This window comes from Prodigiosinella confusarubida (assembly GCF_002847015.1).
In the GTDB taxonomy this organism is placed as follows: domain Bacteria; phylum Pseudomonadota; class Gammaproteobacteria; order Enterobacterales; family Enterobacteriaceae; genus Prodigiosinella; species Prodigiosinella aquatilis.
Genome location: NZ_CP025085.1, coordinates 2,308,946 through 2,322,619, shown reverse-complemented (window position 1 = coordinate 2,322,619; position 13,674 = coordinate 2,308,946). Strand labels below are relative to the sequence as shown.

Genomic DNA, 13,674 nt, shown 5'->3' with positions numbered 1-13,674 from the left:
TCCGCTACGCCTTTTCCACATTCACCAGGAACGCTTTATATTCCGGCGTCTGGCTATTGGCATCCCCAATATTTGGCGTCAGTATATTGGCCAGAAAACCTTTCTTTGTCGTACCCTCAAACCCCCAATGACAAGGCACACCGATGGTTTCCACCGGATGCCCTTCAATCATCAGCGTGCGGACACGTTTGGTCACCACAGCTTTAGCCTTGATGTAGCCCCGCTTGCTACTGACTTTCACTACATCCCCGGCCTGAATACCTTTTTGTTTCGCCAGCCCTTCGCCAATTTCCACAAACTGTTCTGGCTGGGCAATTGCATTCAATAACGCATGTTTGGTCCAGTGACGGAACAGCTCGGTAATCGCATACGTGGTTGCCACATAGGGAAACTCGGCAGCTGTGCCGATACGCAGACGATCCGCGTCATACAGGCGTACAGCCGGATTATGTATCGCCCTGCGATAAACCGGATTGAACTTCAGCGGAGATTCCATAGGTTCGTAGTGTGCAGGGAATGGTCCATCCGCCATTTTGTCAATCGCGAACAAACGCCCCAGCCCTTCCGACAGCATGATGAAAGGCCCGGCACTGCTGCCTGGTGCCGCTGTCGCCGCATAATCGGCCACATCGGTTCCCGTCCATTTGTTGCCATTCCAGCGAATCAGCTCACGGTTGGGATCCCAGGGTTTGCCCTGCTCATCGGCAGAAGCGCGGTTATATAGGATGCGGCGATTTTGCGGCCAGCTCCAGGCCCACCCTGGCGTACATCCCAGCCCCGAAGGGTCGGCATTATCACGCAGGGCCATTTGATTCCCCAGCTCCGTCCAGCAGCCTGAGTAAATCCAGCAGAAACAGGCGGTACTGCCATCATCACGCAACTGCGAAAAATCTGATAACAACTGACCTTTTTTGAGGATCAGCTTACCTTGGTCATCAAACAAATCGGCCAGCGCGCGACCATTGGCCTCTTTGGTGATCTCTTCCGCCGACGGATCCGCCGGTTCCAGATAATCCCAGGCCATGTTGAGTATCGGTGCCGGGTTGGCACCACCCTCTTTCGCGTACAGCTCGCGCAGACGCAGGAAGATGCCAGAGATAACGACACCGTCATGACGAGCTTCACCAGGCGGTTCCGCACCCTGATAATGCCATTGCAGCCAGCGTGCGGAGTTAACGATGGAGCCATTTTCTTCGGCAAAACAACTGGACGGCAGGCGGAAGACTTCAGTCTGGATCTGGCTGGGGTCCACATTGTTCAGCTCACCGTGGTTCTGCCAGAAACTGGACGTTTCCGTCGCCAGTGGATCAATAACCACCAGATATTTGAGTTTGGCCAGTGCGTCCCTGGCTTTGTTGGAATCGGCAAACGCGGCAATCGGGTTAAATCCCTGCACAATATAGCCGTTTACCTTGCCATCCTGCATCATGTGGGAATAGGCCAACGCATCGTAGCTCTTATCCCATTTAGGCAACCAGTCATAACCCCAGTCATTTCCCTTCTGCGCGTTGTCTCCCCAAAAACTTTTCAGCAAACTGATAAAAAACTTAGGTGTGTTTTTCCAGTAGTTGACCTGTTCCGGCAGCAACGCCTTCGGTGTGGTCTGAACCAGATAATCCTGTAACGTGGGCTGTTTTTCGGAAGGTAGCGGAAGATAGCCAGGCAGATTCAACGATAACAGCCCCAAATCGGTATAACCCTGGATATTTGAGTGTCCACGCAGCGCATTGACACCGCCGCCGGCCATACCGACATTCCCCAATAACAGTTGGATTATCGCCGCGGTACGAATGATCTGAGCACCGGCCGTATGCTGTGTCCAACCCAGCGCATACATGATAGTTGCGGTACGGTCGGGAACACTGGTTGACGCCAGCAATTCACAGATAGTGAGAAAATCCTGCTTCGGCGTACCACACACGCTGGTAACCATGTCCGGCGTATAACGACTGACATGATCTTTCAGCAAGTTCCAGACACAACGCGGATGGCTCAGGGTTGGATCGCGTTTGGCATAGCCATTTTCATCCCGTTCATATTGCCAGGAGGTACGGTCATATTTGTGTTCTTGCTCGTTATAGCCGCTAAAGATGCCTTCATCAAAACGATAATCTGCATCAACCAGCAAGTTGGCATTGGTATAGGCTTTGACATACGCCATCTGCACTTTGTCATGAGACAGCAGGTAGTTTACGACGCCGAGCAAAAAGGTGGTATCCGAGCCTACGCGAATGGGCGAATACAGATCGGCAACTGCGGCAGAGCGGTTAAATCGTGGGTCAACAACAATCAGTTTAGCGCCGTTTTTCACCTTGGCTTCCAGCGCCCATTTAAAGCCTACTGGGTGCGCTTCCGCCGGATTGCCTCCCATCACCAGGACGATGTTGGCATTTTTGATGTCGACCCAGTTATTGGTCATGGCCCCCCGGCCAAACGTGGCGGCAAGTGCGGCAACAGTTGGCCCATGACACAGACGAGCCTGTGTATCGATACCGACCATGCCCAGTGCCCGGGAAAAACGTTGATCCAGCATGCCGGTTTCATTACTGGCCGCCGAAGAACAGAGCATACCGGTAGTCGGCCATCGGTTAACGGTTACCCCAGCGCTGTTTTTTTCCACGAAATTGGCATCACGGTCTTCTTTCATCAGGCGGGAAATACGATCCAAAGCCTCGTCCCAGCTGATGCGTTGCCATTTATCAGACCCTGGCGCACGGTACTGCGGGTATTGCAGGCGTTGGGCACTATGGATAAAGTCAATCAACCCGGCCCCTTTAGGACACAAAGAACCACGACTAACCGGATGGTCCGGGTCACCTTCGATATGATAAATGGATGATTTTGCATTCTTGGCGCCATCACCCAGGCTGTACATTAAAACACCGCAACCGACAGAGCAGTATGTGCAATTATTCCTCGTTTCTTTTGCACGCAATAATTTATACTGCCGTGTTTCTGCCAATGCCACAGCGGGAGAAAATCCCAAAGCCGTAACCGTGGTTCCGGCCATACCGCCTGCGCATATTTTAAAAAATTGTCGTCTGCTGATCTGCATCGGGAACTCCTTGCACCACATCACCCAGAGTCATATCCCATCTATATCCACCCGCTTTCACGTTGCAGATGCGCTGACTACGCCCAATGGCTCGACTATTTCTGCGTCTCGCCTCTGTGAGCGACTACAAGCTGCGTCAAAATCCATCCGCCAGGAGCAGATTTATCACCGAAATAACTTATCTGAGTAAACTCATCGGGATTCATTTGCTTGTCGACTTCCTGGCACTCGAAATCCATTGGATATAGGTGGTAATTGTTTATTGATTAATATATACCCGTCATTGTTCACGTTATTGGCCTTCAGTGACTCGCCATCACTTATCAAAATAAGCGCCTGGGAATTCACTTGGTTGCCACCTTCCTGCATCTTGAAATTTATTGGGTATAAATTGTTTTCAGACGTGAATATGGCAAAGCCACATTAACTGTAATACATTATGCATCCGTTAATAAAAACCTCAAGTAATTATCTTAATAACAACAAATGCATCACATATACTCACAATAATCGCGTTTTTTTAAATCAATTGGCCAGATTAATGATAATGGTTATCATTATTTTCACGATGTGATTGCTCATCGCTATAAATGTAATTACATAACGATTATTGTATTAATTCACGATAAAAGAGATATAAGGAGGATGTTTATCTTCCACGCAAAAAATAAGGCGGCATTGCCTAAAATACGGCGAGATACTATTTATCCCGACAGTAAAAATCATAAAATCAACACCTGATTCTATTTTAAATATAAACGACAACGCCAAATTCACTGTTTTTATTCGGTTTTAAATAACGCCAATATACCCAAAATAATTCGAGTTGCAGGAAGGCGATAGAGAGTGAATCCCGAGGAGCTTACCCAGGTAAGTGATTCGGATGAACGAACGCAGCCAACACACCTGCAACTTGAAGTATGACGGGTATACCGGGGTAATAAATTTGCCGGAAACAGATTTGAACGTGGCTTGCCGCGACCCTGATCTCAGAAGAGCAAGTTTCAGGGATGCACTGAGCCACAGAAGACAGGCAACATACCAGCAACCGGGAGATGACATAATCGGCGCTGCCCCGCGAATGCCAGGCAGCACAATGGATCTACTGAAACATGTTGTTCAGATAACGATTCAGCATCACCCGCGAGGTAAAACCATGTGGAATGCCAACAAATGCGGGGCTCACAGCCTGAGGATCGCGCGGGAAACGGACATACGCCGGGCTACTGCGTAATGCCTCTGCCGGATAAGCATATTTCAGACTTTTCGGACCCTGATCCGGGTGAAGAATAAATGAGGTACGCCCCATTTTCGCTTCACGATTCACATACACGTAGTATTCGCCTTTATAAAATCCATAGGCTTTATCCGTAACATAATCCCGGGTAAAACCTGCATGCTCAAGAACTTGAGCCACTTCATCAGGGCGCAGATACATCGCCAATCCTCCATCTATACTAATCGGAATCTGTGACCATAGCTCACTGAGCATCACGAACAACCAGACTTATCCGAACCTGAAGCACTGGTGATAACTTCTTTGCTGTTTTTCCGACGCTAACCCGTTCTCTCTTTATTTCCACGTCTATGCTAGAGAATGGTTAATACGAACGGTGTAACTGACCGTTTCACAACAAAAGGATGGAAAATAATGAAGAAAAATATAATCCCCATGTTTACCCTCAGTACCCTGGCGCTGATTCTGCCGTTATCGGTACAGTCGGCTGAACCGGCTCAACCACCAGCCAGCTATCAGTTGCAACAGGTGTTAATTTTCAGCCGTCACGGCATCCGGGCGCCACTGGTGGGATATGGTGACATTCTGGCGGAATCGACGCCCCATCATTGGCCAAAATGGAAAACCGAAGGCGGATTATTGACGCCCAAAGGGGCGAAGGTAGAAGCGATATCTGCTCAATACACGCATGAATGGCTCAGTCACTACGGCGTTCTGCCAGCGCAAGGTTGTCCGCCGGAAGGTGAGGTATTTGTGTATGCCAACAGTCTGCCGCGGACGATTGATACAGCCAAAAGTTTTGTGCAGGGTGGATTTCCTGGCTGTGCAATAACCGTCTACCATCAGGACAACGTAGGCACTATGGACCCTACCTTCAATCCGATCATTACCGCCAACGTTACCGATGATTTTAAGAACAAGGCGCTGGCTTCCATCAACCAACATGCTGGCCCCGGCGGCGTCGATGGAATTAACCAACGACTGCAAAACAATTATCAGGTGCTGCAACAGGTGATGGATTATCGACACGCTAAAATCTGCATGGAAAAGAAAACCTGCACACTGGCTACACAGAGTAACGTCGTGATTCTCGCACAGAACAAGGAGCCGGGAATCAGTGGTCCACTGCGGATGGGTACTGGTGCAGCCGATGGTTTCATGCTGCAATACTATGAAGGCTACCCGAAACATGAAGTCGCCTGGGGTAAAATCAGCGATAAAAAACAGTGGCGTCAACTGGAAGAGATTAAAAACCTATACCATGAAACACTGTTTGGTTCGCCGGCCGTAGCGCAGAATGCCGCCGCACCATTGCTGACTTTTATCAGCGCCATATTGAATGGCACACCGTCAGATAACAAACTGGCCGCCACAGCGCAAAAAGCTAAAGTTACCGTATTGGTTGGTCATGACTCCAATATTGCCTCCTTGCTTGCCGCGATGAAAACCGCGCCTTATCAATTACCCAATCAGTATGAAAGCACCCCGATCAGCGGCAAGATCGTATTTCAGCGCTGGCATGATGAAAAAACTAATCAGGATCTGATGAAAATTGAATATGTCTATCAATCTACCGAGCAAATCCGTAACGCTACGCCGTTGTCACTGAAAAAACCGGCACAGCGGGTGACGTTGCATATTGACGGTTGTAACACTGACGCTAACGGTTTCTGTCCGATGTCGGACTTCAAGACCGCTATCGCCCATGATCTGCAAGGACAATAACCGGATACCTCACCAGCAGTCTCAGTGCTACCGGTGAGGGTTTAGCCGATAAGGGGGCAACTGATGCCGTAACCAGTCATCTCCTCACGTTTTCTCACTTTCGCCACTCCCGGCGGAGGAAGAACACGGCCTTGACAATATCAGTACAAATTAGCCATATCACACTGCGGATGGCTTACGATAAGCTAATGAGAATATATCGTAAAAATACACATCACCTTTGGTTTGCAGGATTTGATAAATTCCCGTTTTCACGGTCGCGTCAATCTGCGGATGATGCAAGATGGTTTCCAGCGCTTGCGGAGAAACATGGCGGTTGTTATACCACTCGCCGTTATAACAAACCCGCAGATCCAGTTTATCAATATCTTCAAACCGATAGCGCGGGCTGATATCCATTGATAGCGCCAGCACCATCGTCGCCAAAAACAGAGTGAATCCGATCAGATAAGGTAAACCGAAATAGGGTGAATAAAGCAGGATAACGGCCACCGGGACATAACTTACCAGCATCGCGCCAAACAACCAGGGGTGAGTAACCATAAATTTACGGCTGAAACGAATACGATTATCCCGTCGCTCGTCCCGATTAATGCTTTCAATTTCTTCAATAAGAATCCGCCTGACAACATCCATGCTGTTCCCCCCCGTTAGCAATATGCTGAATAACATTAATCAAAAAAGTTAAGCACAGCATCATCACCCAGGCAAGGCGCAATCTTGAGTTAAAAACCACCACCGTTACTCATACTGGACTAAGCGTCAACTCAAGACGAGAGGCGACCAGCAGCAATCAGCGCCTGCCCCAACGACAAACCGCCATCACCGGCGGGCAAGCGGCTGGGCTGCAATATCTCAAACTCAGACAGCGATTGTCGAAGTAACTGTACCAATAGCCGATTGTGCATCACGCCCCCGGAAAGCACCACCGTGTCAACCTGAGCCTGTGCCGCGGCTCGCTGAACCAGCGCTGCCAGCCCCTGTGCCAACGCCACATGAAACGCATACGCCCTGTCGGCCGGGGCAGCACGATACGCCAGCCACTGCCGCCAGAAGGTAGCCAGATCCAGCGTGTTTCCCAGCACAGGCATCGTAACCGGCGGTTTCGCCTGCTGATGTTGCCGGGCCAGCGCCTCCAGCCAACAGGCCGCTTCGCCCTCCCAACTCTGGGTTGCGGAAGGAAAACCGGTCGCGGTAGCCACCGCGTCAAATAGCCGTCCGGCAGAGGATGCCAACGGCGTATTAAGACCTCGCTCGATCGCTTTCGTCAGTAACGGTACCGAGGCCGCCGGAATAACGGCGGCCTCAGACAAATCCGCCCAGTCAGGTACAAACGTCAACCACTGCGCCAGCAAGTTACGCCATGGCTGACGGGCCGCCAGATCACCGCCGGGCAAGGCCACCGCTGGCAATCCGCCCAAGGACCGGCAATGTGCATAATCCACCAGCAAACATTCGCCCCCCCACCACTGACCGTGGTCGCCATAACCGATACCATCCAGCGCCAGGCCGATGACCGGCCCGGCATCACGCGGGCGTTGATGCTCCGCCATACAAGCCACAAGATGAGCATGGTGGTGCAGCACCTCAATACACGGAATCTGTTGTTGTAACGCCTGCCATTTTCCCCGCTGATGACTGAGATAACCGGGATGTGCATCAACGGCGATCGCCTGTGGCGTAAACCGGTAAATATCCTCAAACAAGGCGATCGCCTGCTGGTACTGCTGTTCGATATCACTGTCTGCCAGATCGCCCAGATGCTGACTGACAATGGCGTGATTCCCTCGCAGCAGACAGAACGTGTTTTTCAGATCAGCGCCCATCGCCAACAGCGACGGTTGCGGGTCAAAACCCGGTGGCAGCGGTAAGGCGTCCGGTACATAACCTCGTGCACGCCGTAGCATTTCGGCATGACGCCCGCGCATCCTCACCACTGAATCATCCGCCCGCTGAACGATGTCACGGTTATGCAACAGCCAGAGATCGGCAATATCCACCAAATCGGATAGTGCCTGCTGGTTACTCAATGCCGGCGGTTTGCCACTGGCATTGCCAGACGTCATCACCAACGGGCACCCTACCTGCTTCAGCAACACATGCTGTAGCGGATTGGCAGGCAGCATCAACCCGACGTCGTCCAGCGCAGGAGCGATATCCGCTGCCAGCGGCCCCGATTTACGCAGTGGCAGCAGAACAATCGGGGCGGCCGGACTTTTCAGTAACCGTAATGCTGCCGGGATATCATCCGTCGTCGTGCAACGCGCCAGCCACGCTTCATCGGGCAACATAACAGCCAGCGGTTTTGCCGGCCGGTGTTTACGCTGCCGTAATAATGCCACCGACTGCGGGTTGGTGGCATCACAAGCCAGGTGGAACCCACCCAATCCTTTTACCGCCACAATCTTCCCGGCCAGCAGTGCCTGCGCGGCCTGAACGATAGCATCATCATCCGTTGTCAGTGTTGACTGACCATCACTCAACCACACATGTGGCCCACACGTCGGACAAGCGTTCGGCTGGGCATGAAAACGGCGGTCAGCCGGATTCTGATATTCATGCAAACAATCCGGGCAGAGTGGAAATGCGGCCATCGCGGTATAGGGACGGTCATAAGGCATCTGGCGGATGATGGTAAAACGCGGGCCACAATGGGTGCAGTTGATAAACGGATAGTGATAACGGCGGTTGGCGGGATCGTGTAACTCCTGCTGGCAAGCATCGCAGGTGGCGGCATCCGGCACTACCTGGGTATCCATCTGCCCGGCGCCGCTGTGTTCAATCACAAATTCGGTGGGAATAGCCGACCAGTGATAAGGCTGATGCGCCACGCTGTCGATATAGGCCAGCGGCGGACATTCCGCCTGTAACATCACTAGAAACACATCTGCCGCCGCCGCAGGATAGAGATGGATCAGCACGCCAGCACTATCATTACTGACGTTGCCGCACAGTTGCAGTCGATGGGCAAGCTGCCAGACATAAGGACGAAACCCCACCCCTTGCACTTTGCCTTTTACGCGGATTTCAATGCCGTTGTGGTTTGATGACATAGAGAGTCTGTGGGCACCGTAAATAATGTTGAACGCTAAAAAATCCTGTGTCTCCCAAAACTATCCGGTTTACGTCCAGCCTGGGGCGGTCAGCCACCTCCGCCCCAGAACCCGATTACGTCAGAAAAAACCACGGATTAAGCGCATAAACAATGGAAAGACACTTTTTTGATAGCCCAGAAATTAAGGACACTAGCAAATTCTCGGCATCGGCTCACTGTGCGGTAAATCCAGCAGACGAGTCGCGCCGAATACCCCACACAGACGGACCTGCTTTTTCTCTGTCACGCTACCTATCGTGGTGGCATCACGCCCCAGCGGATGAGCACGCAACGCATCCAGTACCGCGTTTTCGGCCTCGGGTGAAACCACCAGCACCAGCTTGCCTTCATTGGCGAAATTCAGCGCTTCCAGTCCCAATAGCTCACAGATACCACGCACTGCCGGTTTCACCGGGATCGTGCTTTCCAGTACCTCCATGCCACAGCCACTGGCCTGCGCATACTCGTGCAAAATAGCCGTCACACCACCGCGGGTGGCATCACGCAGCGCACGCACGCCATCAATCTGTCGCAGCGGAGCAATCATCGGTTCCAGTACCGCGCAATCGCTGGTTAACTCCGCTTCCAGCCCCAGATTCTCACGTAGATTGAGGATGGTAGCGCCGTGATCCCCCAGCGTTCCACTGACAATAATCTTATCTCCGGGACGGATTTCACTGGTCCCCCAGCGCACGTCCGTCGGAATCACACCAATACCAGCCGTATTGATGAAAATTTTATCGGCAGCACCACGCGGCACCACTTTAGTATCACCGGTCACAATCTGAATACCGGCTTCCCGCGCCGTTTGCGCCATCGAGTTGACGATGCGAACCAATGTTTCACCGCTAAGCCCTTCCTCAATAATAAAACCACAGGAAAGGTAAAGCGGTTTGGCGCCACTGACGGCAACGTCATTGGCCGTACCACATACCGCCAGCTTGCCAATGTCACCACCGGGGAAAAAGATTGGATCAATCACATAGCTGTCAGTCGTAAACGCCAGCCGGTCACCGGCACTGGCCAACGGCGCCAGCGGCAAACGCGCCTGATCTTCCCGTTGCCCCAACAATGGATTATCAAACGCTTGTAAAAACAGACTCTCAATTAACTGCTGCATCGCCTGACCGCCGCTGCCATGGGCCAGCGTGATCTCTTTAGGCTGAACTACTGTCGTCATCAGGCACACTCCCGGCGGTATTGATAATAAGCAGCACATGCTCCTTCGGAAGACACCATCAGCGCACCAATGGCGTTCTGTGGTGTACACCGCTGACCAAACAACGGGCAATCACCCGGTTTGCAGCGTCCGGTCAACACATCACCACAGCGGGAAAGCGGTTCATCCGCCACATCCTGTTGCTTCGGCATGAAGCGTCGCTCAGCATCGAAAGCGGCATAGCTTTCACGCAGTTGCATACCAGACAAGGCAATTTCACCCAGACCACGCCATTCGCTACTGGCTTTGACCTCAAACACCTCATCCATCGCCTGCTGGGCCAGCGGATTGCCATTATCCGGCACAATTCGGCGGTATTGATTTTCCACCACGCAGCGTTCATCGTGCAACTGTTGCACCAGCATCAGCAACGCCTGCAAAATATCCAGCGGCTCGAAACCAGTCACGACAAACGGTTTATGGAACTGGTCACACAGCGGTTGGTAAGGATACGCGCCGATGACCATACTGACATGACCTGGCGCCAGAAAGCCGTCGATACGCAAATCGGGCTGTTGCAGTAGACTGCGCAGCGTCGGAATAATGGTGATGTGCTGACAAAATAACGTGAAATTTTTGATACCACGCCGTTTCGCCTGCTGCAACGTCAGCGCCGAACTGGGCATGGTGGTTTCAAATCCCAGTCCAAAGAACACCACCTGCCGGTCAGGATTTTTTTCCGCCAACACCAACGCATCCAGCGGCGAATAGACAACCCGGATATCCGCGCCGTGACAACGGGCATCCAGCAATGAGCCGTTGCGGCCCGGGACGCGCATCGCATCGCCAAATGTGCAGAAAATCACGTCTGGATGGGCGGCAATCTCCAGACAGGCATCAATACGCCCCATCGGTAATACACACACCGGACAGCCCGGTCCATGAACAAACTCGATTTCTGGTGGCAACAGCCGATCCAGCCCAAATTTGAAGATGGCATGAGTATGCCCCCCACAGACTTCCATTAACTGTAGTGGTCGCGTCTTCAGTTGCGGCATATCCGCCACCAATGCCTGAATGCGCTGCAATATCGCTTTGGCTAATTCAGGATCACGGAATTCATCAACGTACTGCATAAATGGCTCCCGTTTGCCGTACTTCATCCAGTTCCAGTCCGACAGCCTGCATTGACTGCAACGCCTCCAACGTATCCTGAGCCTCCTGTTCATCCAGCAAGCTCATAGCGAAACCGACATGTACCAGCACCCACTGTCCCACCAACGCAGAAGGCTCACCTTCACACACCAACGCGATATTCACCGCACGTTGTACGCCACACACATCCACCCAGGCAGGCTGATGAATATCTTCACCTACCGAGGTCACTTTACCGGGGACACCTAAGCACATAGTTGTCCCTCCAGCCAGGCCAACCATTCGTCCATCCCCTCTCCGGTACGGGCAGACAAGGCAATGACCTGAATCTCCGGGTTCACCCGGCGAGCATTGGCCACACAATCTTCCAGATTAAAGTCCAAATATGGCAACAGGTCGATCTTATTGATAATCATCAGTGATGCCGCTGCAAACATATGTGGGTATTTCAGCGGCTTGTCTTCGCCTTCCGTTACTGAAAGGACTGCCACTTTATGCCGCTCACCAAGGTCGAAGCTGGCTGGGCACACTAAATTACCAACGTTTTCGATAAACAGCAGACTGTTGTCCGGCAGTTGCAGACGATGTGCCGCGTCATGCACCATCTGCGCATCCAGATGGCAGCCTTTACCGGTATTGACTTGAATGGCGTTCACTCCAGTCGCACGGATACGCTCGGCATCATTGGTCGTTTGCTGATCACCTTCAATCACCGCACAGGGCAGATGATCCTGCAACAGATGAAGCGTGCTGGTAAGCAAGGTGGTCTTGCCGGAACCGGGACTGGAGACCAGATTCAACACCAGAATATTCTGCTCCGCAAAGTGTTCCCGATTATGTTCCGCCAGATGATTGTTTTTACTCAGGACATCCATTTCAATCTTTAGCAGACGTTGCTGGCCAATACCTGGTGCATGAGTCCCCGCCACTCCCTGACCGTAATGCAAATCCTGCTGATCAACTGTTGGCTGGAACACGTCTTCTTCATCCGGCGCGGCGGACACACGGGTCACTACCGGAGCAGCAACCGGCTCCGCAGACGGCGCGGCATAGTAATAGTGATTGACGTCGCCCTGATGGTAATAGTGATGATGATGAATAATGACATAACGCGCCTCACCCTCATCATGGTGATGATCATGATGCCCGTGAGCATGATGGTGCTGATGTGAGTGAGTATTGGGATGAGAATGGGTGTGTTCGTGAGCATGTTCATGATGGTGATCATGTGAATGAAGGGGTTCATCGCCTTCTATTCTGCTCTCCCCTTCACCGCAACCGCATGTGGTACACATAGGGATAATTCCTCCCGGTTACAAAACCGTTTCTGACACTTTTCGTTTTTGCCCGGCAAGCATTCCGGGACAAGTGGTCACTCAATGGCGAGCTGTTTTATCTGCAAACTGTCACCGCCATCAACGCGTAAATTATAGCTGCCGCAACGCGGACACCCAGCGTCATGCTGCGTGATTTCGACTATCTCGCTACACTCCCAACACCAGGCGCGCGCAGGCTGCACCTGCAAATGCAGTTCACAGCCATCCGCCATCGTCTGACGGCATACGGATTCAAAACAAAAGCGCAGCGCGCTTTCTTCAATACAGGACAACGCCCCAATCTCCAGCCACACTTCTTTTACTTTCCGTGCGCCATGCTGACGGGCCTGTTGTTCAATCAGTTCCAGCGCGTTGTAGCACATGGAAATCTCATGCATGCTGCTAACTCCGATTTAGGCTGAACAGCGCTCGTCGGCCAAGATTCTGCGGTACTTCACCATCCGTCACTGGCAGGGACAGCGCCATTTTGGCACTTTGCTCCGCCAGTTGTATCGCCTGCTCTCCGCTTAATGCCGAATCTATCGGCGACATCAGCGAACAGGAGAGATACTGAATGCCATCGTCCATTTCACCGACGATAAAATTGACATTACCACACGGCAGACTCAACGCCAGACGCTCTGCCAGAGTACGCCTCGGCCAGTCCTGTTGCGGACCGGGCAACACCAGCAGACTCATCATCCAGGGCGTCAGCAGACAACCGAACCATTGGTGTTCAAATAGGGTAAAACCGCAGGCCCGGACCGGAACTGCCGCCCGATAAAAAGGCAGTGACTGCATTTTTTCCTGCGCTATCCGGGTAAATATGGCTTCCAGCCAGGCCGCCGGATGATGATCATGCACCGGAATAAGTGAATTTTCTTTGCGCTCACCCGGCATAGTGTGTTGATCGCCCACCAACGCAGCACTGTG

At 52.2% G+C, this 13,674-nt stretch carries 11 protein-coding genes; 1 reads left to right on the top strand and 10 read right to left on the bottom strand.

What is annotated here, in order from left to right; genetic code table 11:
* Nucleotides 1-4: 4 nt before the first annotated feature.
* Together fdnG and CWC46_RS10685 are read right to left on the bottom strand one after the other, a co-directional pair.
* On the bottom strand, nucleotides 5-3,055 hold the full coding sequence (fdnG, locus tag CWC46_RS10695) for a formate dehydrogenase-N subunit alpha (protein ID WP_021016592.1): 3,051 nt from the start codon (nucleotides 3,053-3,055) through the stop codon (nucleotides 5-7).
* Between the two features lie 1,102 nt (nucleotides 3,056-4,157).
* A complete protein-coding gene (locus CWC46_RS10685; RefSeq protein WP_021016593.1) occupies nucleotides 4,158-4,493 on the bottom strand; it encodes a YgaC family protein in 336 nt (111 codons plus the stop codon).
* Between the two features lie 213 nt (nucleotides 4,494-4,706).
* On the opposite strand from CWC46_RS10685, the gene agp reads away from it, so the two are divergent.
* Nucleotides 4,707-6,017, top strand: coding sequence for a bifunctional glucose-1-phosphatase/inositol phosphatase (agp, locus tag CWC46_RS10680; protein WP_021016594.1), 1,311 nt, complete (start codon nucleotides 4,707-4,709; stop codon nucleotides 6,015-6,017).
* A 159-nt stretch (nucleotides 6,018-6,176) separates the two neighbouring features.
* On the opposite strand, the gene CWC46_RS10675 is transcribed toward agp, so the two are convergent.
* From CWC46_RS10675 to hybE, 8 genes are all read right to left on the bottom strand, one after another.
* Nucleotides 6,177-6,653, bottom strand: a complete 477-nt coding sequence (locus CWC46_RS10675) for a YlaC family protein (protein ID WP_021016595.1) — start codon at nucleotides 6,651-6,653, stop codon at nucleotides 6,177-6,179.
* A 131-nt stretch (nucleotides 6,654-6,784) separates the two neighbouring features.
* On the bottom strand, nucleotides 6,785-9,070 hold the full coding sequence (gene hypF / locus CWC46_RS10670) for a carbamoyltransferase HypF (protein WP_021016596.1): 2,286 nt from the start codon (nucleotides 9,068-9,070) through the stop codon (nucleotides 6,785-6,787).
* 192 nt (nucleotides 9,071-9,262) lie between these two features.
* Nucleotides 9,263-10,291 carry a hydrogenase expression/formation protein HypE gene (gene hypE, locus CWC46_RS10665; RefSeq protein ID WP_021016597.1) on the bottom strand — a complete coding sequence of 343 codons (1,029 nt, stop codon included), beginning with the start codon at nucleotides 10,289-10,291 and terminating at the stop codon, nucleotides 9,263-9,265.
* The gene (gene hypD, locus CWC46_RS10660) at nucleotides 10,291-11,406 is read right to left on the bottom strand and encodes a hydrogenase formation protein HypD (protein ID WP_021016598.1); all 1,116 of its coding nucleotides are present in this window, start codon (nucleotides 11,404-11,406) and stop codon (nucleotides 10,291-10,293) included. Before hypD ends, hypE begins: the two co-directional genes overlap by 1 nt.
* A complete protein-coding gene (hybG, locus tag CWC46_RS10655) occupies nucleotides 11,393-11,680 on the bottom strand; it encodes a hydrogenase maturation factor HybG (RefSeq protein WP_021016599.1) in 288 nt (95 codons plus the stop codon). The genes hypD and hybG overlap by 14 nt, the downstream gene beginning before the upstream one ends.
* Nucleotides 11,671-12,720, bottom strand: a complete 1,050-nt coding sequence (gene hypB / locus CWC46_RS10650) for a hydrogenase nickel incorporation protein HypB (protein ID WP_021016600.1) — start codon at nucleotides 12,718-12,720, stop codon at nucleotides 11,671-11,673. The genes hybG and hypB overlap by 10 nt, the downstream gene beginning before the upstream one ends.
* Before the next feature lie 77 nt (nucleotides 12,721-12,797).
* Nucleotides 12,798-13,139, bottom strand: coding sequence for a hydrogenase maturation nickel metallochaperone HypA (hypA, locus tag CWC46_RS10645; protein WP_021016601.1), 342 nt, complete (start codon nucleotides 13,137-13,139; stop codon nucleotides 12,798-12,800).
* A 4-nt stretch (nucleotides 13,140-13,143) separates the two neighbouring features.
* The gene (hybE, locus tag CWC46_RS10640; protein WP_037382133.1) at nucleotides 13,144-13,641 is read right to left on the bottom strand and encodes a hydrogenase-2 assembly chaperone; all 498 of its coding nucleotides are present in this window, start codon (nucleotides 13,639-13,641) and stop codon (nucleotides 13,144-13,146) included.
* Nucleotides 13,642-13,674 lie beyond the last annotated feature (33 nt).

Excerpts from the sequence above, each read along its gene's own strand:
- fdnG (WP_021016592.1), bottom strand. The coding sequence starts at position 3,055 with ATGCAGATCAGCAGACGACAATTTTTTAAAATATGCGCAGGCGGTATG.
- CWC46_RS10685 (WP_021016593.1), bottom strand. The coding sequence starts at position 4,493 with ATGTATCTGCGCCCTGATGAAGTGGCTCAAGTTCTTGAGCATGCAGGT.
- agp (WP_021016594.1), top strand. The coding sequence starts at position 4,707 with ATGAAGAAAAATATAATCCCCATGTTTACCCTCAGTACCCTGGCGCTG.
- CWC46_RS10675 (WP_021016595.1), bottom strand. The coding sequence starts at position 6,653 with ATGGATGTTGTCAGGCGGATTCTTATTGAAGAAATTGAAAGCATTAAT.
- hypF (WP_021016596.1), bottom strand. The coding sequence starts at position 9,070 with ATGTCATCAAACCACAACGGCATTGAAATCCGCGTAAAAGGCAAAGTG.
- hypE (WP_021016597.1), bottom strand. The coding sequence starts at position 10,291 with ATGACGACAGTAGTTCAGCCTAAAGAGATCACGCTGGCCCATGGCAGC.
- hypD (WP_021016598.1), bottom strand. The coding sequence starts at position 11,406 with ATGCAGTACGTTGATGAATTCCGTGATCCTGAATTAGCCAAAGCGATA.
- hybG (WP_021016599.1), bottom strand. The coding sequence starts at position 11,680 with ATGTGCTTAGGTGTCCCCGGTAAAGTGACCTCGGTAGGTGAAGATATT.
- hypB (WP_021016600.1), bottom strand. The coding sequence starts at position 12,720 with ATGTGTACCACATGCGGTTGCGGTGAAGGGGAGAGCAGAATAGAAGGC.
- hypA (WP_021016601.1), bottom strand. The coding sequence starts at position 13,139 with ATGCATGAGATTTCCATGTGCTACAACGCGCTGGAACTGATTGAACAA.
- hybE (WP_037382133.1), bottom strand. The coding sequence starts at position 13,641 with ATGCCGGGTGAGCGCAAAGAAAATTCACTTATTCCGGTGCATGATCAT.